Raw genomic sequence first — 18832 nt, forward strand, 5'->3', positions numbered from 1 at the left:
CACTGACCCCGTCCCCGGTTCAGGCGGTGGCGAGGGCGAAGGCTCCGGCGCCGACGAGGGCGACGGCCCAGACGCGGTCCAGGTCGAGCCAGGCGCGGCGCAGGACGGTCAGCCCGAGGACGTCGTAGACCAGCAGCGCGATGATCCCGGCCGTGACGAACATGGCGAGGGTGTGGACGCCGGTGACGAAGACGGCGGCGGAGACCGCGCTGCCCGCCGCGTGGCCGAGTCCGTGCGCGTGCGCGCCGGTGAGGGCGTGAGCGGACCCGGACGCGGTGATGACCGGGATCAGCATGAGCCCGGCGCCGTGCGCGGACGACATCAGGAACGACCAGCCCGCGAGCTGCGGCAGCGACAGCCGCATGCCGACCCAGCGGAAGTGCCGCTTGGACAGCAGCCGCCACAGGCCGAACCCGACCAGCGCGACGCCGCCGACGACCGCGACGACCTGGGCGGCGACGACCGACCGGGTGAGCGTGACCAGCAGCGCCACGGCTCCGACGGACGCGGCGTGCCCGGCGGCGATGGCGGGCAGCGCTTCCAGGACCCGCTTCCGGCTGCGTTCCTGGAGGCCGCGCGCCACCGCGAACAGCCAGCCCATCGCGGGGTTGAGGCCGTGGAACGCCCCGAGGGCGACCAGCGCCGCCAGCGACCCGTCCGTCACCGGGTCACGGGTAGCAGTAGGAGTCGGACGAGGCGTCGCCGCCCTGGAGCCGGGTCTGGTGGACGCGCAGCCCGCCGAAGTCGTCGCCGTTCGGGAAGAAGCGCGGGTCGAAGCCGAATCCGGCGTCGGACGAGTCGAGTTTGGCCATCCACGCGCCGACGCCGTCCGGATAGAACTGGTCGTCCCAGGACCGGTACAGGGAGTTGGTCACGTAGACGCGGCGGCCGTCGCGGCTGACCTCGACCATCTGCGGGCCGCCGGAGAGCGGGACGTCCGGCGCGGTCGGGTGCGGCGTGCGGTTCACGATGCCGCCGATCCGCACCGACCCGGCCTCGACCGGGTGGAACGGGTCGGACACGTCGTACCGCTTCAGCTCGCCGGTGCCCCAGCACGACACGTACAGCCAGCGGTCGTCGACGGACAGGTCGATGTCGGTGACCAGCGGCGGGACGGCCCCGAACGGCTGGATCACCGGCGGCAGCGCGTCCGCGGGCGCGGGCTCGGCCGGGATGGTGATGATCTTGGTGGCCGTCCAGGGGCCGTCCTTCGAGCCGTTCTCGCGGTGCCAGACCCAGATGGAGGACGACAGGTCCTCGACGCTGACCACGGTGTTCACGAAGCCGTACTGCTTGGTCGGGTCGTGCGCGGGACGCAGTTCCAACGCCATCTGGTGCTGGTCGCCGAGGTCGACCCGCTGGACGTGGCGGCGCTTGCGCATGTCCCAGAAGTGGAGCGCGTGGCCGTACTTGCGTCCGAGGAGCAGCTCGCCGACCACGCCGTCCTCGATCATGGACGGCGTGCCCCACTCGGATGTCACGAGCACGTCGTGCGCGATGTGCCACCAGGCGTCATAGGCGAGGTGCTGCGGCCCGCGGTCGACCTCCCAGCGTCCGAGCACGTCGAACGAGTCGTGGTCGAGCAGCGCGATCCCGCCCGGTCCGTCGTTGCCGTTCGCTCCGCCGAGGGACGCGACGTACAGGCCCTCGGGCCCGCAGTGGACGGTGTGGGGGCGGGAGTACCCGGCGCGTTTGGCCAGCTCGTCCGGCTCGAGGATCTTGGCGATCTCGGGCGAGGTCGGGTCCTTCTTGACGTCGACGAAGTACATCCGGGACGACCGGAGGCCGGGGACGACCAGGTAGCGGCGTTCGACGTGCGGGTGCGGGGCGTACGGGCACAGGGCGCTGCTGCAGGCGTTCCACCCCATGTGGTGCAGCTCGTCGCCGGTGTGGGGCAGGTCCGTGCGCCCGACGACCGAGCCGTAGGCGGCGGAGTCCGGGTCGGCGTCGAGGACCAGGACGGCGTCCGGCCCCTGGGAGGTCGGGTCGAACGCCGCCACGTAGGCGAGCTTCTCGGGAGGGGCGGAGACCGCGTCGCGCGGGGAGGCGTAGAAGGTGGGGTCCGGCTTCCACAACGGCATGGCGGCTCCTCAACGGGGTCCCCCCGATCCTCGCTCGAAGCGCCCCGTTTCGCCAAGGGCCGGTTCAGGTCACAGTCACCGGGTGGCGCACGACCGCGCCGAACAGGTAACCGTTGTCGTTCGGGGGTTCCGCGTCCGGCTGGGTGTGGCCGGTGTCGTCGGTGGCGCGGGCGAGCAGCTCGTACCGTCCGGGCGCGGGCGGACGCCATCGCAGCGACCAGAGCGCCCACGCGTCGGGGTCGCCGTGCAGTTGGACGGCCTGCCAGTGCGCGCCGCCGTCGGTGCTGACCTCGACGCGCTCGACGCGTCCGGTGCCGGACCAGGACCGTCCGGTGAGCGTGACCTCGCGTCCGGCCGCGCCGTCGAGCGTGGCGGGGAGCGGGAGCTCGAACGCGCTCTTGACGTTCATCGTGGTGAGCGGCGCGCCGCCCTCGGGCGGGAGGTCCGGCCCGAACATCCGGTAGTAGCGGGTGTTCCAGGGGGACGTCAGCGCGTGGTCGGCGACCTCGATGTCGCCGAGCCACTTGATGGACGCGATGCCGACCCAGTGCGGGACGACCAGCCGCGCCGGGAACCCGTGGTCGGGCAACAGCGGCTCGCCGTTCATCTCGTAGGCGACCAGGACGTCGTCGAGGGCCTTGGCGACCGGCAGCGGACGCCGGACGCGGCCCATGTTCTCGCCCTCGTCGACGAAGTCGGGGTCGAGGCCGCGCGGGAGCAGGTCGACGGCGGCGGGGGACAGGCCCGCGCGGCGCAGGACGTCCGCGAGCGGCACGCCGCGCCAGCTCGCGACGCCGATCCCGCCGAGCGTCCAGGGCGTCCCGGTCACCTGCTCGTCCTGCTGGGTCCGGAAGAACGAACGGCCGGTTCCGGTGCATTCGATCGCGGTCGTGATCGTCCGGGCGGGCATGCCCAGGAGTTGCTCGTAGGTGAGCTCGAAGGGGGCGTCCTCGGTGGGGGAGCCGTCCAGGCCGGCGCCCCACAGCTTGAGCCGCCACGTCCGCTCGTCGATCCGGGGCGTGATCACGTGGTTCCGGACGAAGAACCTGTCCGTGGGGGTGATCAGGCCCTGCCCGGCCATGGACTCCCAGCGCATCTCCGCGTTCGTGTCGCGCGTGATGAACAGCTCCTGCGGCAGGGGCTTCAGGATTCCGTGAGCGGGGCCGTCCGCGTCGTTGCGCACCGGATCATTCAACCAGAGGGCGCCGGTCCGGCCTTCGCCCGCCTGGCGTGGGCGCGGATGTCCGGGTTCTCGCCCGGGTGGGGGATGTGGCCTGCCGGATAGGCTGTGTGGCGTGGCGCACAGCATCCCTCCGCCGCGTCCGGCGGGAGTCCTTCCGGCGTCGCCCGGCGCGCTCGCGGAGCTGCTCGACGAGCACGCCTACCTGTGCGACGACGGCCTCGCCACGGCGTGCTTCCTCGCGCTGCGCATGGGCCGCCCGCTGTTCCTGGAGGGCGAGGCCGGGGTCGGCAAGACCGAGCTGGCCAAGACCCTGGCGCGGGTGCTCGGCGCGCCGCTGATCCGGCTCCAGTGCTACGAGGGCCTGGACGCCTCGCAGGCCCTCTACGACTGGGACTTCCCCCGGCAGATCCTGCACCTGCGCGCCGCCGAGGCCGCCGGGGCGACCGACGCGGCCCGGCTCGAGGGCGAGCTGTACGACCGGCGGTTCCTGCTGGCCCGGCCGCTGCTGCGGGCGCTGGAGACCAGCCCGTCGGTCCTGCTGGTGGACGAGGTCGACCGCGCCGACGACGAGTTCGAGGCGTTCCTGCTGGAGGTGCTGAGCGACTTCACGATCTCGGTGCCCGAGCTCGGCACGATCCGCGCCGAGACGCCGCCCGTCGTGGTCGTCACGTCCAACCGCACGCGCGAGGTGCACGACGCGCTGAAGCGCCGCTGCCTGTACCACTGGCTCGAGCACCCGTCCTACGACCGCGAGGTCGCCATCATCCGCCGCCGCCTGCCGGACGCGGCGGGCCGCCTCGCCGGGCAGGTCGCGCGCGCCGCCGCCGCCCTGCGCGCCGCCGACCTGCTGAAACCGCCCGGTGTCGCGGAGTCCCTCGACTGGACCGAGGCGCTGGTCGCGCTCGGCGTCCGCGACCTGGACCCGGACGCCGCCGCGCTCACCCTCGGCGCCGTCCTGAAGTACCGGGAGGACCGCGACCGCGGCCTCGCCGCCCTCTTCGACGGGGGGTGACGCCGTCGTGCGTGATGTGGTCGAGACGGTCGTCGGGTTCGCGCGGACGGTGCGCGCCGCGGGCGGACGCGCCGATCCCGAACGGGTGCAGGCGATGCTGACCGCGCTCGACCACCTCGACGTGCTCGACCCGCGCGACGTGTACTGGGCCGGGCGCCTCACGCTGTGCGCCGACCCCGAGGACCTCCCGCGCTACGACCGCTGTTTCGTCGCGTACTTCTCCGGCAGGACGGCCGTCCCGGGGCCCCGCCGGACCCCGCCGCCCGTCGTCCGGACGGTCCGTGTCGCGCCGCCTGTGCCCGACCCGCCGTCCAATGGCGACGCTCCGGCCGACGCGAGCGTCACGAGTGCGAGCGGGGTGGAGGTGCTGCGGCATCGGGACGTGTCCCGCCTCGGGCCGGACGAGCGCGCGGAGATCAACCGGCTGATCGCCGTCCTCGGAGCGTCCGCCGAACCCCGCCGGTCGCGCCGCCTCACCCCTGCGTCCAGCGGACGGCTCGACCCCGCCCGGACCGTCCGCGAGGCGCTGCGCCATGGAGGCGAACCGGCTGTCCTGCGCCATCGCGCCCCGCGCACGCGGCCCCGCCGCCTCGTCCTGCTGGTGGACGTGTCCGGTTCCATGAGCCCCTACGCCGACGCCCTTCTCCGCTTCGCGCACGCCGCCGTCCGCGCCGGGACGGCGGCCCGGCGGGTCGAGGCGTTCGGCGTGGGGACGCGGCTCACTCGGGTGACGCGGGAGCTGGGGACGCGGGATCCGGACGCGGCCATGCGGGCGGTCGCGGCGGCGATCCCGGACTGGAGCGGCGGCACGCGGCTCGGCGAGGAGCTGAAGGAGTTCCTCGACCGGTTCGGGCAGCGGGGGATGGCGCGCGGCGCGGTGGTCGTCATCGCGTCGGACGGCTGGGAGCGCGGGGACGCGACGCTGCTCGGGGAGCAGATGGCCAGACTTGCGCGGCTGGCGCACCGGGTGATCTGGGCGAACCCGCACAAGGCGCGCCCCGGGTACGCGCCGCTCGCCGCCGGGATGGCGGCCGCCCTCCCGCACCTTTCCGCGTTCACCTCGGGGCACAGCCTGGCCGCCCTGGAGGAACTCGCCCGACTGATCGGAGACCCGGGTCATGCGTGACGTGCTCGACGACATCGCCTCCTGGTACGCGTCCGGGCGGACGTTCGGCCTGGCCACCGTGGTCGGGACGTTCCGCAGCGCGCCGCGTCCGCCGGGCGCGGCCATGGCGGTGTCGGCGGACGGCGAGGCGGCGGGCAGCGTGTCCGGCGGGTGCGTCGAGGGCGCGGTGTACGAGCTGGCGCGGGAGGTCGTGGCGTCGGGGCGGCCGGTCGTCCAGCGGTACGGGGTGAGCGACGACGACGCGTTCGCGGTGGGGCTGACCTGCGGCGGGATCCTGGACGTCCTGGTCGAGCCGGTCGACGCGGCGTCCTTCCCGGAGTTCGGCGAGGTCGTGGCCGCGATCCGGGAGCACCGTCCGGTCGCCCTCGCGACCGTCGTGGCGGGACCCGGGCGGATCGGCGCGCGGCGCGTCGTCTGGCCGGACGGCGCGTCGGGGTCGCTCGCGCCCGGGGAGGCGCACGCGGCGCGGCTGGACGCGGCCGTCGACGACGACGCGCGCGGGATGCTCGCGCAGGGCCTCACCGGGCAGCGCCACTACGGGCCCGAGGGCGAGCGGCGGCTGGACGACCTGACCGTGTTCGTGCAGAGCTTCGCGCCGCCGCCGCGCCTGCTGGTGTTCGGCGCGATCGACTTCGCCGCGGCCGTCGCGCGCGTCGGCAAGTTCCTCGGATACCACGTGACGGTGTGCGACGCGCGTCCGGTGTTCGCGACGTCCAAGCGCTTCCCGGACGCGGACGAGGTCGTGGTCAAGTGGCCGCACAAGTTCCTGGACGAGGCGGACGTGGACGAGCGGACGGCCATCTGCGTCCTCACCCACGACCCGAAGTTCGACGTCCCGCTCCTGGAGATCGCGCTGCACACGCCCGCCGGATACGTGGGCGCGATGGGTTCGCGTCGCACGCACGAGGACCGCCTCGCGCGCCTGCGCGAAGCCGGTCTCACCGAGGCGGAGCTGTCGCGGCTGCGTTCGCCCATCGGCCTGGACCTCGGCGCGCGGACGCCCGAGGAGACCGCCGTGTCGATCGCGGCCGAGCTCGTGCAGCTGCGCTGGGGCGGTTCGGGCCGTCCGTTGTCGGACACCCAGGGCCGTATCCACGGCGAAACGTGAAACGGCGACTACCCTGCCGGGATGACCCTGCACGGAGCGCAACCACCCGCCGGTGTCCTGCTCGCCGCCGGCGGCGGCAGCCGGCTCGGCCGGCCCAAGGCCCTGCTGGAGCTGGACGGCGAACGCCTCGTGGACCGGGGCGTCCGCACCCTGCACGACGGCGGGTGCGCGCCGGTCGTGGTCGTCGCCGGGGCGGTCACGGTCGAGGTGATCGGCGCGGTCGTCGTGCCGAACCCGGACTGGGCGTCGGGCATGGGCTCGTCGCTGCGCGCGGGCCTCGCCGCGCTCCCGCCCGAGTGCCCGGCGGCCGTCATCGCCCTGGTCGACCAGCCGCGCGTCACGTCCGCCGCGGTGTCCCGGCTGCTCGCCGCGTACGAGGACGGCGCGCGCGTCGCCGTCGCCACCTACGGCGGACGGCCGCGCAACCCGGTGCTCATCGCCCGCGAGCACTTCGACGCCGTCGCCGCGTCCGCCGTGGGCGACGTGGGCGCGCGCCCGTTCCTGCGCGCGAACCCCGACCTGATCACGCCCGTGCCCTGCGACGGCGTGGCGTCCCCGGACGACATCGACACCCCGGCCGACCTCGCCGCCTACCTCGTCCGCCGCGGCGCCTAGGCGCTCTAGGTTCCGAGTCCGGCTGATGATCCGTTCGGGGGCGGTATGTCGGACCGTCCTTCTACGATGCCCGCGTGACGAAGATCGTTGACTATGGGACGTTCGCGGACCGACTGAAGGCCGCGCCGAATCGCTGGCACGTCCTGCGCGAGTTCTTCGAGGAGTGGGGCTGCGCCGTGGATCCCGACTGGGACCGCTGGGACCGCGGGGCCGAGGACGAGCAGGAGACGGCCGGCGCGCTGAGCGGGGAGCCCGGCGACGAGGACGGCCTGGAGGACGACGACACGCCGCCCATCCCCGACGCGGTGTTCGAGTTGTGGGACCTGCCGCTCGACTCGTACTACCAGTACGACGACACGAACATGCTCACCCTTCCGCTCGTGCGGTTCGACCCGTCCTCCAACGGCGATCCGGGCCCGCTCCAGGACGACTCGGACCTTGTCGCCCCCGGCTCCGACCGCCGCGTGTGCGTGTTCCTGGCCGAGCACCAGTACTGCAACGAGTGGGGCTACCTCGCGGCCGAGGCGCACGAGCCCGACCCGCGCGTGCTGGTCAGCGTGGGCGACGAGCGGTGGGTGCTCCAGGCGCGGTCGGTCTCGGAGTTCTTCCTCCAGCTCGCCGTCCAGCGGCTGCCCCGGAGGCTCGGCTGGTCCACGCGGATCCGCGACGAGGAGATCATCGACGGCGACGAGGACGACCTGCGCGCCCGGATCGCCGAGCGGATGCCGGAGCTGGGCTTCGAGCCGTGGGCCGAACTCGAGCGGTACACGATCGTCTACGGCGGCCCGGACGTCCTGGTCTTCGTCGCGGACGGCGAGCTGGGGGGCATCGACTTCGCCGGCCGCACTGCCCAGGCCGTCCTCGACCTGGCCGAACGCCTCGGCGTGAAACTCGCCGAGGAAGAGCTCGGCAAGCCCGGCCAGTACTAGCCGAGGCGCGTCGCGGCGCGCCCGGTACGACCGGTTGAAGGAGGGGCACATGGCCGCTCCCGCAAGCGCCGGCGGTTGAACGACGCCGTTCCCGGCTCATGGATCGCGCTTTCGGGCGTGCTCGGTCCACGCCCTAATGTGAACAGGAAGGTGATCGGCCGAGAGGGCTGGGAGGGTTCGGGGAGTGGGGATGGCTGAGGGGGTGCGGCGGCGTCCGGTGCAGCAGCGGAGTATCGAACGGGTCGCGAGGATCCTGGACGCGTGCGCGCACCTGCTGGACGAGGTCGGCTACGACGATCTGACCGCGGTGGAGGTGGCGCGCCGGGCGGGGGTGCCCACCGGGACGATCTACCAGTTCTTCGACGGCAAGACCGGCATGCTGCGTGCCCTCGCCATGCGCAACATGGACCTGCTGCTCCATCGGCTGCGTGGTCATCTGCGCGAGGGTGTCGAGCTCACCTGGCCGTCGGCCGCGGAGATGGTCATGGACGAGACGCTCGACATGCGCAGGACCGTGCCGGGTTTCTCCGTCATGGACTTCGGGGACTCCCGGGTGACCGGCCACACCTTTCTGCCGCCGGGCTCCAGCCCGGAGGGCGGTGACGCGCTGGTCGAGGCGCTGTACGACCTCGCCACGCGGGAGGCCGGTCTGCCGCCTCTGCCGGATCCCATGCGGATGGTCAGCCTGGCGATCGAGATCGGAAGCGTGGCCCTCAAGCGGGCCTTCGTGATCTCGCCGACGGGCGACGTGCCCATGCTGGACCTCGCGCACAGGCTGATCCGCCTCTACTTCACCGAGGTGGCCTCTCCCGAACGGGACTGAGCTCCTTCCTGCGCCGAAACGGCTGACGTGCTACTTCATCCCATTGAAACGTGACATGTCGTCATGTTCTAATGTGGCGCCTCGTCATGTTTCGCCGAGCCGGAGGTGGCGCAGTGACTGATCCGTGGTGGCGTGACGCGGTGGTCTACCAGGTGTATCCGCGGAGTTTCGCCGACGCGAACGCCGACGGCGAGGGGGATCTGCGGGGAATCCGCGCCCGTCTGCCGTATCTGAAGGACCTGGGTGTGGACGCGGTCTGGCTGAGCCCCTTCTATCCCTCGCCCATGGCCGACAGCGGGTACGACGTCGCCGACTACCGCGATGTCGATCCCCGCTACGGGACGCTGGCCGACTTCGACGACCTGCTGGCCGCCGCGACCGCCGCGGACATCAAGGTGATCGTCGACATCGTGCCCAACCACTGCTCGTCCGCTCACCCCTGGTTCGCCGAGGCACTGGCGGCGGGCCCCGGCAGTCCTGAGCGGGAGCGCTTCATCTTCCGCGACGCACCGAACAACTGGCAGTCGCAGTTCGGGGGCCCGGCCTGGACGCAGGTCGCCGACGGGCAGTGGTACCTGCACCTCTTCGACGCGGCCCAGCCCGACTGGAACTGGCGTCACCCCGACGTGGTCGCCCTGTTCGAGGAGACCCTGCGGTTCTGGCTGGACCGCGGCGTGGCGGGCTTCCGCATCGACGTGGCGGACATGCTGTTCAAGGACGAACTCCTGCCCGACACCACGCCGCCCGACGGTGTCGCCGAGCAGTTGGAGTGGACGCCGGCCAAGGAGACGCCGCCCTACAAGCACCAGAAGGAACTCTTTCCGCTCTACCGGACCTGGCGGGAGATCCTCGAGTCCTACCCCGGCGACCGCGTGATGATCGGGGAGATCTGGCTCGACGATCAGGAACTCAAGCGCGAGTACCTGGCCGGCGACGGACTGGACCAGGCGTTCAACTTCACCTTCATGGCCACTCCCTGGGACGCCGCGGACCTGCGCGCGGTGATCGGCCGGTCGCTTCCCCTGGCGCACGCGCAACCGTGGGCGCTGGGCAACCATGACGTCCCCCGGGCGGTCACCCGGCTCGGCATCGACCAGGCGCTGGTCCGCAACCCCACCGCCGAAGTGCTGCGCGGCGAGGTGGAGGTGGACCGGGCGCTCGGGACCCGCAGAGCGCGGGCCGCCGCGCTGCTCCTGCTCGCACTGCCCGGCTCCACCTACATCTACCAGGGCGACGAACTCGGGCTGCCCGAGCACCTGACGATCCCGGACGAACTGCGCCAGGACCCGATGTTCATCAGGATGGGCGGTGCCTTCATCGGCCGTGACGGCTGCCGCGTGCCGATGCCCTGGGCCGGACGGCGCGCGCCGTACGGATTCGCCGACCGGCCCGTCGACACCTGGCTTCCCCAGCCGCCGGACTGGGCGGAGCTGACCGCCGAGGCCCAGCAGGCCGACCCCGGCTCGATGCTCACCCTCTACCGGCAGGCCCTGCGGCTGCGGCGCGACCACATCAACGGAGCGTTCGCCTGGCTGGACACCGTCCCGGACGCCGACGTTCTCGCCTTCACCCGAGGCGAAGGCTTCGCCTGCGTCCTCAACGTCGGCGAGCAGCCGGTGACGCTGCCGGCGCACCTGCGCGTCCTCCTGGCCAGTGAACCGCTGGACGGTGGCGTCCTGCCCCCCGACACGGCGGTCTGGCTGGACCTCGCGAAATGACGGACCGGCTCCCGGCCGGGAGCGCCCGGTGACCGCACTCGCCCAGCCCCCCGCCGGAACCGAACCCACCCGGAGGGCCGGCAGGGGATTCGTCGCCGCGCTGACCGGCGCCAACCTCGGTCTGTGCGTGGCGTGGTTCGGCCCGCTGCAGCTCCTGCTGGCCAAGCAGGCCGCGCAACTCACTCCGCACCACAAGACCTCCACGCTCGCGCTGGTCACCGGTCTCGGCGCGGCCGCGGCGCTGATCGCCAACCCGGTGTTCGGGGCGCTGTCCGACCGGACCGTCGCCCGGGTCGGCCGGCGCATCCCCTGGGTGGCGTTCGGTCTCGCGGTCGCCGCCGCCGGCCTCGCGGTGCTCGCCCGGGCTCCGTCGGCGCCGGTGATGGCGATCGGCTGGTGTGTCGTCCAGATCGGTTCCAACGCCGCCTACGCCGCGCTGACCGCGGCCGTCCCGGACCAGGTGCCGACCCGCCAGCGCGGCACGGTCGGCGCCGGCATCGGCGTCGCCGCGATCGTCGGCGTCCTGATCGGCACCGGGCTGGCCACCGTCGCCGGCGGCCTGACCACCGGATACCTGGCCTGCGCGTTGTTCTCCGTCATCGCCGGCGTGCCCTACCTGCTGATGCGACGCGACCTGCGACTGGACCGCGCGCAACGCCCGCCCTTCCAGTGGAGGCGGTTCCTCGCCGGGTTCTGGCGCTCGCCCCGCCGCTACCCCGATTTCGGATGGGCGTGGCTCACCCGCTTCCTGATCAACCTGGGCAACTCCATCTGCACGATGTACCTGCTCTACTACCTGACCGACACCGTCCACTACCGCGGCGACGCCGACACCGGCGTCCTGATCCTCACCGCACTGGACGCCCTCACCATCCTGATCGCGGCCCTGATCGGCGGCATCTGGTCCGACCGCACCGGCGAACGCAAGGCCTTCGTCGTCTGGGCCGGGATCATCATGACCGCCGCGACCGTGCTGTTCGCCACCATCCAGACCTGGCCCGGCGCGATCGCCGCCGCCCTCATCCTGGGCATCGGCTACGGCGTCTACACCTCCGTCGACTTCGCCCTCATCACCGACGTGCTCCCCACCGCCGAAGACCACGGCCGCGACCTCGGCGTCATCAACATCGCCGGCGCCGCGCCCCAGGTCCTCGCCCCCGCCATCGCCGCACCCATCGTCGCCGCGACCGGCGGCTACACCACCCTGTACCTCGCCGCCGCCGCCATCTGCCTGGCTGGCTCCCTCCTCGTCCGCAGAATCCGATCGGTCCCCTGACGGCCGCGCGCCGACCGGTGGACGCGACGCGACGGCCCGGCCTCGGTGCCGTACCGGTCCCGGGCTGAGTCCCCGGGACCGGTGCCCTGCGCGGAGGTCGAACCGCGAAGGGCCGTCAGCCGCCGAACATCTCGACCTGGCAGGCCGAGGAGAACAGGAAGTCGGTCGCCTCGCCCATCTCCTTCACCAGCCGCGGGATCTCCCAGCCCGCGCCGGCGAAGGTCCGCCGGACCAGGTCCTCCTGCTCGGCGCGGTCGCGCAGGTCGATGTCGGGGGAGTCGGTGGCGAACGACAGGCTGACGGTCAGGCGGTCCGGCTCGGCGCCGCTGAACAGGTAGACCGCGCGTCCGGGGGCGCTCATCAGGAGGCCCTGGTGGTCCAGCCCGAGGTGGTTGGCCGTGGTGAAACCGGCCCCGGACATGCCCAGGTGCCGCACGAAGTCCGTGTGCGGCCCGAAGGCCAGGCGGCGGACGGTGGAGTACACCCCGTCCGCGCCGACGACCAGGTCGTAGACGCCCGACGGGTGGTTCTCGAACTCGACCCGCACGCCCGCTTCGTCCTGGGCGAGGGCGCTGATGGAGTCGCCGAAGACGTAGCGGACGTCGTCGGCGGTGATGCGGTGCAGGATGCGGGTGAGGTCCTTCTTGGGGACCTCCAGCCCTCCGGCGAACGCCTCGGCGGGAAGCTCGCCGGTCTTGCGGCCCTCCGCGTCCACCATGTCGGTTCCGCGCATCCCGGTCTCGCGGGAGCGGACCTCGGCCGGCTGATCGACGGGTGGGTGGGCTATCTGGCCGACTGCCCGTTCCCGGGCGGCTGCTTCATCACGTCCGCCTCGTCCGAGCTGGACGGGCGTCCGGGGCGGCTGCGTGACCGGCTGCGCGAGATCGCCGCGTCCCAGCGCCGCGCGCTGGCCGCGGAGGTCACCGCGGCCCGGGCCGAACTGCCGGGTCCGTATCGTCCCGCCGAAGAGGTCGTCGCGACGCTGGTCGGCCTGTACATGGTGCTCAACCAGGAGATCCAGTTGCTCGAGGACCCCACGGCCCCGTCCCGCGCCCGCACCGCCATGCGCCACGCCGCGGGACTGCCCACCTGATCGGCGACCGCCGCGTCGAACAAGTGGTGCTCACCGAAGCCGGCGAGCACCATCGCACGCCCGGTACGTCCGGTTGAAGGAGGTCGCATGGCCACTCTTGCCAAGCGCGGGCTGCTGGTGTCGATCGACGGTCCCGGCGGGGCCGGGAAGTCGGCCCTCGCCGAAGCCGCCGCCAAGCTCCTGCGCCGCAGTGGCCACCTGGTTCTGAACACCGCCGAGCCCTCGACCGGCGCGGTCGGGGATCTCATCCGGACCGGCACCCACTACCGGGGGCTGACGCTGGCGTGCCTCGTCGCCGCGGACCGCCTCGACCACCTCACGACCGAGATCCAGCCCGCGCTCGACAGCGGCGTGACCGTCATCTGCGACCGGTACACGCCGTCCTCGCACGTCCTGCAGACCCTCGACCACGTCCCGGCCGAGTACGTCGCGCACCTCAACACGTACGCGCCCGCACCCGACCTGGCGGTCATCCTCACCTGCGACCCCGCCGAGATCACGCGCCGCCTCCGGGAACAGGAAACGCCCGGCCGGTTCGGGGACGACGTCAGGCGACCCGCGCGCGAGGTGGCCGCCTTCGCCGACCTCGCCGAACGGCTCACCGGTCCCACCCTCGTCCTGGACTCCACGTCCACCCCGGCCAAGTCCCTGGCGAACCGGGTGTTCTGGGCCGTGCGAACGCTGGCCTCCGGCGGCGCACACCTACCACCGTCCCCGGGAGCCGACTCGCATCCGACCGATACTCCTTCACCGTTCACGTGATCCGCGAGGGCGGCGGAGACCCGTGGGCCTTCATCACCCGCCGAACATCTTGACCGCTTCGCGGACCGTCACGATTCGGGAAATGGGCTTTCCGGTAGCGCAGTAGGCGACATCATGGCACCTTGGCTTCAGGTCGCCTGATGTGGAAGTGCCGTCGCATTTGGAAGGCGGAGCATCGTGCCAAGTGAAAGCAGCGGATGGGCCGACCGGCCCCGCCTCGGGGAGTCCCCGGCAGCTCGCGCAGAGAACGCAGTCGCGGCGGACGACGGTTTGGAGATGCTTCAGAGCCTCACCGACAGCCGGACTCTTGTGTTGATCCCGTGCTCGAAGAGCAAAAGAGCCGGTGGGGACTCGGAGAACTGTAGCTCTGAGCCGTGGCCCTCCTCGCTTCTCGCGGCACGGCGGCGCATCCGCTCAATGACGAACGTGGATGAACGACGGTTGATGCCCGCGTGGCGTCGCTACAACGGCGGCTTCTATGCAAAGGCTGGAGACCGGCTGCGGGATGCTGTGGCTCGGGAAGCTCCCTTGCTCATCCTCAGTGGCGGGTACGGACTGTTGCACCCGCGAGAGCCGATCGGCGACTACGACAAGGTCATGCGCCTGTCGGACTGGCCGGCCGGCCTTCTCGAAGACCTTCTGATCAGCGAAGTGCGACGTCGGAACGTATCGTCGGTCGTGGCTTTCGCGGCCGGCAGCTCCGACTACGCGAAGCTCGTCCGGCGCACGCCCTGGGAACGGACAGGAGTCAACGCGTTCCTTGTGACCGTCAAGGGCGTGGAGAAGGGAGCCTCGGGTAAGGTGCCGCGTCTGCTCGGGCAGGCCTTCGCTTGCTTCTGGCAGGGCCACCTCGCCGACAGGTATCCGGAAGGTGCAGCGGTGGAGCCTTTGGGGTGAGCGTCATGCGAGAACATCGTCGACTGGATACCGACCGGTTCTACGCCGTACTCGACGAGTTGGCCGGACGGCTCGGCGGACCGAGGCTGCTCAAGGATTGCGCCCCGACTGACGGGTGGCCGCAGCACGGTGTGGAGTTCTTCCTCGAAGACGGTCAGGCCCGAGCCGGGGAGAGCCGGCTTCGGGTCGTGCGCGTGGGCAGCCATGCACTCAGGGCCACATCGCAGGCGACCTTCTGGACCAGGCTCACCCAACACCGGGGTCCGGTGCGCGGCGGCAATGCAGGAGTGGGCAATCACCGCGGATCGATATTCCGGCAGCACGTCGGCAGCGCGCTGCTGCAGGACGGCCAGTGGTCGGACGAGGTGCAGATGTCCTGGGGCCAGAAGATGGTGAGTCCCGCGCAGCGAGAAGCCGAGTACCCGCTTGAGCGCGCTGTGAGCGACCGCATCGGTGCCATGCCGCTGATTTGGCTCGATGTGCCCGACCGCGAGCAACGCATATCGATACGAGCCAACTCGATCTCCCTGCTGTCCCGCTGCAACGGCGGTATCCACCCGATCAGTCCCGGCTGGCTCGGCCTGGACGCGGAAAACGAGAACGTTCGCAGATCCGGATTGTGGAACAGCGAGCACGTGGACGACGTCTACGAGCCCGCTTTCCTGGATCTCATTGAAGCCCGCTTGAAGGCAACCCCTCGACAAGGATGAGAGACCGTGGGTTTCCAGACTCCCCTCTATGAGCTGGCCAAGTACCTCAAGTGGACGACGAGTGGCGATGTCCAGCTTCCTGACTTCCAGCGGGGCTACAAATGGGAGGACGAGCGGATCCGCCAACTCCTCGTCACGATCCTGCGAGGGCATCCGCTCGGCGTCGTGATGATGCTGAAGACGGGGAACGACCAGATCCGCTTCAAGCCGCGCCCGGTCGAGGGGGTCGTCCTTCCCGAGAACACCGAACCCCGTTGGCTGCTGCTCGACGGACAGCAGCGGTTGACCTCCCTCACCCAGGCCCTCGCCGGCGACGGCGTCGTGCACACGAAGGACAGTCGGGGCAAGCTCATGGAGCGCCGCTACTACGTGCACATGCCGACCGCGTTGCTAGGCGAGGACCGGATCGACGAGGCCGTCCACTCCCTGCCCGGCGACGGCGTGCTGCGCAGCAATTTCGGCAAGGACGTCGTCCTCGACCTGTCCACGCCCGAGAACGAACGGACGCATGGATACTTCCCGGTCAGGCTGCTCTTCGGCGAGGCGGAGACCGTCACCTGGCTCTTCGCCTGTGAGGACAAAGAGCAGGCGGCCGTCTTCCACGCCGAGGTCATACAACGTTGCTCCATCTACAACATCCCGGCCATCGAACTCGACGAGACGACCAGCAAATCGGCCGTCGCCACCGTGTTCGAGAAGGTGAACACGGGCGGCCTGCCTCTCAACGTGTTCGAGCTCCTCACCGCCACGTTCGCCGGTGACAAGAAGTACTACGACACGCATGGGACCGACTTTCGTCTCAACGACGACTGGCAGGAGACCCAGAAGCTGTTCGCCGCGCACTCGGTGCTGGCGGCCGTCGAGAACACCGACTTCCTCCAGGCGGTGAGTCTGCTCGCGAGTCTCAAGCGAGCGAAAGAGGGCGGCTCGGGGCGGCCGTCCGCGGTCTCGGCCAGGAAGGAGGATCTGCTCAAGCTCACGCTCGACGATTACCTCGAGTGGGTGCAACCGGTTCGCGATGCGTTCATGTGGACGGCGACCTTCCTCGCGGACCAGCACATCTTCGATGTCAGGTTCCTGCCCTACCCGAAGCAGCTCGTGCCGCTCGCCGCGCTCAAGGTCGTCCTCGGCGGCGACGCCGACTTGTACGGGGTGCGAGCCAAGCTCACCCAGTGGTTCTGGTGCGGCATCCTCGGCGAACTCTACGGCTCCGCCATCGAGACTCGGTTCGCGCGCGACGTGGAGTCCGTTCCAGGCTGGGCGCGGGGCATCGAGACCACCGCCCCGCGGACGGTCGCGGACTGCACCTTCGCGGCCTCCCGCCTTCTGTCGCTACGGACCCGGAATGCGGCGGCGTACAAGGGGATCTATGCCCTCGTCCTGTCCCAGGGCGCCAAGGACTGGATGTACGACAAGTCATTGGACAAGGTCCAGTACGTCGAGCTCGCGGTCGACATCCACCACATCTTCCCGTTCAAGTGGTGCCTTGATCACGGCATCGATCCGGCCATGCGGGAGAGCATCGTCAACAAGACGCCGCTATCTGCGGAGACCAACCGTGCCATCGGTGGGGCCGCGCCCTCGATGTACCTGCCGAAGATCGAGAAGAAGGCGGGCATCGTGGCGGGGCAGCTTGACGCCCTCCTCGCCACTCATCTGGTGGATGCCGGCGAACTGCGTGCGAACGACTTCGACGGCTTCTTCAAGAAGCGGTTGGAGAAGCTCGTGGACGTCATCGAAGCCGCGACCGGCAAGCCCGTGCAGAACGACATGCAGGACGGCGACGCCGAGGAAGAACTGCAGAAATTCGACCCGGAGGACGTCGCCGTCATACCCGACCTCGATGACCTGGAGGTCTGACGGCACCGGTCCACCCGCTGCGCGCGGCCAGGATCGTCTCCCGAATCCCGCCTGGAGCGTCCAGTGGAAGTTGCACTCCGTGAGCGACGGGTAACGCTCCTTCGTGACGTCCACGGGTCGAAGGGAATACCCACCCTGCTTCTGCTGCTGGTCGAACCACAGGTCGGTGCGGTCGGTGATTCGTGGCCGCTTCTCGACGCAGCTTGTTGAAAGTGGGGTCGGTGGCATGGCGGAATTGACGGGCGTGGCGGCTGTCGGGGGCGGTTCCGGGCTTCAGGCCGATCTGCTGGTGATCGGTTTTGGGAAGGGTGGGAAGACGCTCGCGGGTGTGCTCGGCCGCAGGGGGCAACGGGTCGTCATGGTGGAGCAGTCCGACCAGATGTACGGCGGGACGTGCATCAACATCGGTTGCGTGCCGTCCAAGGCGCTGGTGCACCGCTCCCAGGAGCGGCCCGGAATCGACGATCCGGCGGCGTGGTTCGAGAAGAACGCGCGTGACGTCCACGAGCTGACCGCTTTCCTGAACCAGAAGAACTTCGCAATGCTCGACGGCATCGACACCGTCACCGTCGTCACGGGGAAGGCGCGTTTCCTGAGCCCGACGACGGTCGAGGTGAGCGCGGGGGACGACCGGCTGCTCATCTCCGCGGACGCGATCGTGGTGAACACCGGCGCCGTTCCCGTGGTGCCGCCGATTCCCGGGCTCCGGGAAAGCGCCCATCTGACCACCAGCACGGAGATGCTGCGCGGTTCGGAGCTGCCTCGGCGGCTGGCCATCGTCGGCGGCGGGTATCTCGGCCTGGAGTTCGCGCAGATGTACCGGAGTTTCGGCTCCGAGGTGACCGTCCTCGAGGCCGCGCCGCGGCTGGTGGGACGTGAGGACGACGACGTCGCCGCGGCCCTCGCGGGCATCCTCGCCGACGAGGGGATCACCGTGGTGACCGGCGCGACCGTCACCGAGGTCGAGGACACCGACGGCGGGGCGGTCGTCCGCTACGTCGGTGAAGGCGCCAAGGGCGAGGTAGTGGTGGACCGGGTGCTGGCGGCCGTCGGGCGCGCGCCCGCGACCGAGGGACTCGGCCTGGACGCCGCGGGCGTCGAACTCACCGACCGGGGCGCCGTCGCGGTCGACGAGCACCTGCGGACGAGTCAGCCGCACATCTACGCCATCGGCGACGTCAACGGCGGACCGCAGTTCACCTACATCTCCCTGGACGACCACCGCATCGTCGCCGACCAGCTGGTGGGAACCGGCAAGCGGAGCACGAAGGACCGTCGTGCCGTCCCGAACACCACGTTCGTGACGCCGCCGCTGTCCACGGTCGGGCTGACCGAGAAGGCCGCGCGCGAGGCGGGCCACCGGGTCAAGGTCGCGAGGAAGCCGGTCGCCCAGATCGCGGCCATGCCCCGGGCGCGCATCGTCGGCGAGACCCGCGGCCTGATGAAGGTCGTCGTCGACGCCGACACCGACCTCGTCCTCGGCGCCGCGCTGCTGTCCGTCGACTCGCAGGAAATGATCAACACCGTCGCGCTCGCCCTCCGGCACGACGTCACCGCGAGCGAGCTGCGCGACGCGATCTACACCCACCCCAGCTCGACCGAGGCGCTCAACGAGGTGCTCAACACCCTGTGACGCCGC

Annotated in this window: 18 protein-coding genes; 14 read left to right on the plus strand and 4 right to left on the minus strand. The window is 71.0% G+C overall.

Annotated features, from left to right (window positions below; translation table 11 throughout):
- Positions 1 to 19: 19 nt before the first annotated feature.
- The 3 genes from AB0L06_RS32115 to AB0L06_RS32125 all read right to left on the minus strand — a co-directional run bounded on the left by AB0L06_RS32115 (position 20) and on the right by AB0L06_RS32125 (position 3264).
- On the minus strand, positions 20 to 664 hold the full coding sequence (locus AB0L06_RS32115; protein WP_500234889.1) for a hypothetical protein: 645 nt from the start codon (positions 662 to 664) through the stop codon (positions 20 to 22).
- 4 nt (positions 665 to 668) lie between these two features.
- The gene (locus tag AB0L06_RS32120) at positions 669 to 2081 is read right to left on the minus strand and encodes a selenium-binding protein SBP56-related protein (protein WP_500234890.1); all 1413 of its coding nucleotides are present in this window, start codon (positions 2079 to 2081) and stop codon (positions 669 to 671) included.
- Positions 2082 to 2145: 64 nt separating this feature from the next.
- Entirely contained in the window at positions 2146 to 3264 is a 1119-nt protein-coding gene (locus AB0L06_RS32125; RefSeq protein WP_500234891.1) for a sulfite oxidase, read from the minus strand.
- 112 nt (positions 3265 to 3376) lie between these two features.
- On the opposite strand from AB0L06_RS32125, the gene AB0L06_RS32130 reads away from it, so the two are divergent.
- From AB0L06_RS32130 to AB0L06_RS32165, 8 genes are all read left to right on the plus strand, one after another.
- On the plus strand, positions 3377 to 4276 hold the full coding sequence (locus AB0L06_RS32130; RefSeq protein WP_500234892.1) for an AAA family ATPase: 900 nt from the start codon (positions 3377 to 3379) through the stop codon (positions 4274 to 4276).
- 7 nt (positions 4277 to 4283) lie between these two features.
- Complete coding sequence (locus AB0L06_RS32135) at positions 4284 to 5402, plus strand: vWA domain-containing protein (protein ID WP_500234893.1); 1119 nt, start codon at positions 4284 to 4286, stop codon at positions 5400 to 5402.
- Entirely contained in the window at positions 5395 to 6510 is a 1116-nt protein-coding gene (locus tag AB0L06_RS32140; RefSeq protein WP_500234894.1) for an XdhC family protein, read from the plus strand. The genes AB0L06_RS32135 and AB0L06_RS32140 overlap by 8 nt, the downstream gene beginning before the upstream one ends.
- A gap of 21 nt (positions 6511 to 6531) precedes the next feature.
- The gene (locus AB0L06_RS32145; RefSeq protein ID WP_500234895.1) at positions 6532 to 7125 is read left to right on the plus strand and encodes a nucleotidyltransferase family protein; all 594 of its coding nucleotides are present in this window, start codon (positions 6532 to 6534) and stop codon (positions 7123 to 7125) included.
- Between the two features lie 74 nt (positions 7126 to 7199).
- Positions 7200 to 8054 carry a hypothetical protein gene (locus AB0L06_RS32150; protein WP_500234896.1) on the plus strand — a complete coding sequence of 285 codons (855 nt, stop codon included), beginning with the start codon at positions 7200 to 7202 and terminating at the stop codon, positions 8052 to 8054.
- A gap of 190 nt (positions 8055 to 8244) precedes the next feature.
- Positions 8245 to 8877 (plus strand): TetR/AcrR family transcriptional regulator, encoded by a 633-nt coding sequence (locus tag AB0L06_RS32155; RefSeq protein WP_500234897.1) that lies wholly within the window; start codon positions 8245 to 8247, stop codon positions 8875 to 8877.
- Between the two features lie 113 nt (positions 8878 to 8990).
- Positions 8991 to 10595 (plus strand): glycoside hydrolase family 13 protein, encoded by a 1605-nt coding sequence (locus AB0L06_RS32160; RefSeq protein WP_500234898.1) that lies wholly within the window; start codon positions 8991 to 8993, stop codon positions 10593 to 10595.
- Between the two features lie 28 nt (positions 10596 to 10623).
- Positions 10624 to 11871, plus strand: a complete 1248-nt coding sequence (locus AB0L06_RS32165) for an MFS transporter (RefSeq protein ID WP_500234899.1) — start codon at positions 10624 to 10626, stop codon at positions 11869 to 11871.
- 115 nt (positions 11872 to 11986) lie between these two features.
- Here the strand turns inward: AB0L06_RS32165 and AB0L06_RS32170 are convergent, their stop codons facing one another.
- A complete protein-coding gene (locus AB0L06_RS32170) occupies positions 11987 to 12604 on the minus strand; it encodes a Rossmann-fold NAD(P)-binding domain-containing protein (protein ID WP_500235040.1) in 618 nt (205 codons plus the stop codon).
- On the opposite strand from AB0L06_RS32170, the gene AB0L06_RS32175 reads away from it, so the two are divergent.
- The 6 genes from AB0L06_RS32175 (at position 12491) to AB0L06_RS32200 (ending at position 18826) form a co-directional block, all read left to right on the plus strand.
- Entirely contained in the window at positions 12491 to 12964 is a 474-nt protein-coding gene (locus tag AB0L06_RS32175) for a TetR family transcriptional regulator C-terminal domain-containing protein (protein WP_500234900.1), read from the plus strand. The two genes, AB0L06_RS32170 and AB0L06_RS32175, sit on opposite strands and share 114 nt — an antisense overlap.
- An 87-nt stretch (positions 12965 to 13051) precedes the next feature.
- Positions 13052 to 13726: a dTMP kinase gene (tmk, locus tag AB0L06_RS32180; protein ID WP_500234901.1), complete on the plus strand. Its 675-nt coding sequence runs from the start codon at positions 13052 to 13054 to the stop codon at positions 13724 to 13726.
- A gap of 417 nt (positions 13727 to 14143) precedes the next feature.
- Positions 14144 to 14623: a YaaA family protein gene (locus AB0L06_RS32185; RefSeq protein ID WP_500234902.1), complete on the plus strand. Its 480-nt coding sequence runs from the start codon at positions 14144 to 14146 to the stop codon at positions 14621 to 14623.
- A 5-nt stretch (positions 14624 to 14628) separates the two neighbouring features.
- Entirely contained in the window at positions 14629 to 15333 is a 705-nt protein-coding gene (locus AB0L06_RS32190) for a GIY-YIG domain-containing protein (protein WP_500235035.1), read from the plus strand.
- 6 nt (positions 15334 to 15339) lie between these two features.
- Positions 15340 to 17193: a GmrSD restriction endonuclease domain-containing protein gene (locus AB0L06_RS32195; RefSeq protein WP_500234903.1), complete on the plus strand. Its 1854-nt coding sequence runs from the start codon at positions 15340 to 15342 to the stop codon at positions 17191 to 17193.
- A gap of 226 nt (positions 17194 to 17419) precedes the next feature.
- Positions 17420 to 18826, plus strand: coding sequence for an FAD-dependent oxidoreductase (locus AB0L06_RS32200; RefSeq protein WP_500234904.1), 1407 nt, complete (start codon positions 17420 to 17422; stop codon positions 18824 to 18826).
- The last annotated feature ends 6 nt before the right edge of the window (positions 18827 to 18832 follow it).

The organism is Spirillospora sp. NPDC052269 (assembly GCF_040679435.1).
Taxonomy (GTDB): Bacteria; Actinomycetota; Actinomycetes; order Streptosporangiales; family Streptosporangiaceae; genus Spirillospora.

Bases quoted from the DNA above. Each gene is read 5' to 3' on its own strand.
- AB0L06_RS32120 (WP_500234890.1), bottom strand. From the start codon at position 2,081: ATGCCGTTGTGGAAGCCGGACCCCACCTTCTACGCCTCCCCGCGCGAC.
- AB0L06_RS32140 (WP_500234894.1), top strand. From the start codon at position 5,395: ATGCGTGACGTGCTCGACGACATCGCCTCCTGGTACGCGTCCGGGCGG.
- AB0L06_RS32145 (WP_500234895.1), top strand. From the start codon at position 6,532: ATGACCCTGCACGGAGCGCAACCACCCGCCGGTGTCCTGCTCGCCGCC.
- AB0L06_RS32155 (WP_500234897.1), top strand. From the start codon at position 8,245: ATGGCTGAGGGGGTGCGGCGGCGTCCGGTGCAGCAGCGGAGTATCGAA.
- AB0L06_RS32170 (WP_500235040.1), bottom strand. From the start codon at position 12,604: ATGCGCGGAACCGACATGGTGGACGCGGAGGGCCGCAAGACCGGCGAG.
- tmk (WP_500234901.1), top strand. From the start codon at position 13,052: ATGGCCACTCTTGCCAAGCGCGGGCTGCTGGTGTCGATCGACGGTCCC.
- AB0L06_RS32185 (WP_500234902.1), top strand. From the start codon at position 14,144: ATGACGAACGTGGATGAACGACGGTTGATGCCCGCGTGGCGTCGCTAC.
- AB0L06_RS32190 (WP_500235035.1), top strand. From the start codon at position 14,629: ATGCGAGAACATCGTCGACTGGATACCGACCGGTTCTACGCCGTACTC.
- AB0L06_RS32200 (WP_500234904.1), top strand. From the start codon at position 17,420: ATGGCGGAATTGACGGGCGTGGCGGCTGTCGGGGGCGGTTCCGGGCTT.